The sequence below is a fragment of the Nocardiopsis sp. NPDC058631 genome, assembly GCF_042716955.1.
Classification (GTDB): Bacteria; Actinomycetota; Actinomycetes; order Streptosporangiales; family Streptosporangiaceae; genus Nocardiopsis.
In genome coordinates, this window is sequence record NZ_JBHXQY010000199.1 from 1 (window position 1) to 1,794 (window position 1,794).

1 protein-coding gene is annotated in these 1,794 nt (G+C 68.7%); it reads left to right on the forward strand.

Annotated elements, in window-relative coordinates:
* Positions 1 to 98 precede the first annotated feature (98 nt).
* On the forward strand, positions 99 to 1,766 hold the full coding sequence (locus ACFWTE_RS29910; RefSeq protein WP_378783311.1) for an IS1182 family transposase: 1,668 nt from the start codon (positions 99 to 101) through the stop codon (positions 1,764 to 1,766).
* Positions 1,767 to 1,794 lie beyond the last annotated feature (28 nt).

Genomic DNA, 1,794 nt, shown 5'->3' on the forward strand with positions numbered 1-1,794 from the left:
GGATGCTGTTGGTTAATTCCGGGTTCTGGCCCCATGTGACGCCGTTCTCCATGACCCTTGGTCGTGGAGAACGGCGTTGTCGTATGGGATGGGTGCCGATGTCGATGCAGCCGAAGGAACCAGCCGAGATCCCCACCGAGACGGTGCGGGTGGCGCGGGCCGCGTTCCCCAAAAGCAGCCTGGCGATCCGGGTCCGTGACGAGCTGGGGCCGTTGTTCAACGATCAGGAGTTCGCGGACCTGTTCCCCTCCCGGGGCAAACCGGCCTGGTCACCGGGCCGGTTGGCGCTGGTGTCGGTACTGCAGTTCGTGGAGGGGCTCACCGACCGCCAAGCGGCGGAGGCGGTCAGAGCCCGGATCGACTTCAAGTACGCCCTCGGCCTTGAACTGGACGATGCCGGGTTCGACTTCTCGGTGCTCTCGGAGTTCCGTGACCGCCTGGCCGGAGCCGACGCCGGACGGCGGGTCCTGGACGCCATCCTGGCCGCTGCCCGGGACCAAGGGCTACTCAAGACAGCGGGCCGGGCCCGCACCGACTCCACCCACGTGCTGTCCGCGGCGCGTGAGCTGTGCTGGCTGGAGCTGGTCGCCGAAACCCTGCGCGCCGCGTTGAACGCCCTCGCTCTCACCTGCCCGGACTGGCTGGCCCAAGTCGCCGAGCCGGACTGGTTCAAGCACTACGCCACCAGGGTCGAGGACTCCCGCTTCCCCAAGTCCCGCGCCAAACGCGACGAGGTGGGAGCGCGGATCGGCCGTGAGGGCACCCTCCTGCTTCAGGCTGTCTACTCCAAGGAGGCACCCACTCACCTGCGGGCGCTGGAGCAGGTGGAGATTCTGCGCCAAGTGTGGGTCCAGCACTTCCACCAAGTGCAGGGCCAGGTGATGCGCAGGGGCCCAAAAGACCGCCCTCCGGGCGCGATACGCCTGGTCACCCCCTATGACCGTGAGGCGCGTGGCAGCGTCAAACGCGACACCATGTGGGACGGCTACAAGGTCCACCTCACCGAGACCTGCGAGCCGGACGCCGTGCACCTGGTCACGAACATGGCCACCACTCTCGCCACGGTCCCCGACAGTGTGATGGGCCAGACGATCCACGACGGGCTCGCCGCCCGGGAGTGCCTGCCCGACGAGCACTGGGTGGACGCCGGATACCCCACCGCCTCCCAGGTCGTGGCCGCCTGCACCGAGCACGGCGTCGACCTGCAAGGACCGATGGCGGACAACACCGCCGCTTCGGCCGGCGGCCCCTACGGGCAGGACGCCTTCACCATCGACTGGGACCGCGAGCACGTGAGGTGCCCGGACGGGGCCACCAGCACGCAGTGGCACCACCGCCGCTCGCAGCAGGGCCTGCCCGTCATCCGAGTCCGTTTCAGTCCCGCCGACTGCCGCCCCTGCCCCCACCTGCGTGCATGCGTCAACTCGCCCAAGGCCGAACGCCGTGAGCTCAACCTGCGGCACCGGGACGAGTACGAAGCCGTCCGGACCGCCCGCACCGAGCAGCGGACCGATGCCTGGAAAGAGCGCTACAAGGTCCGTGCCGGGGTCGAGGGCGCCGTCTCCCAGGGCGTTGGGCGCTGTGGCCTGCGCAGATCCCGTTACCGGGGCCTGGCCAAGACCAGCCTCCAGCACCAGTTGACAGGTGCCGCGATCAACCTCGCCCGTATCGATGCCCACCTGACTGGCGTTCCCCGGGCTCGTACCCGCATCAGTCACTTCGCAGCGCTTCGCCCCGCCGAGCAACAGCTCGACGGGGCGACGTGATCAGGACCCCGAAATAGCCAACAGCATC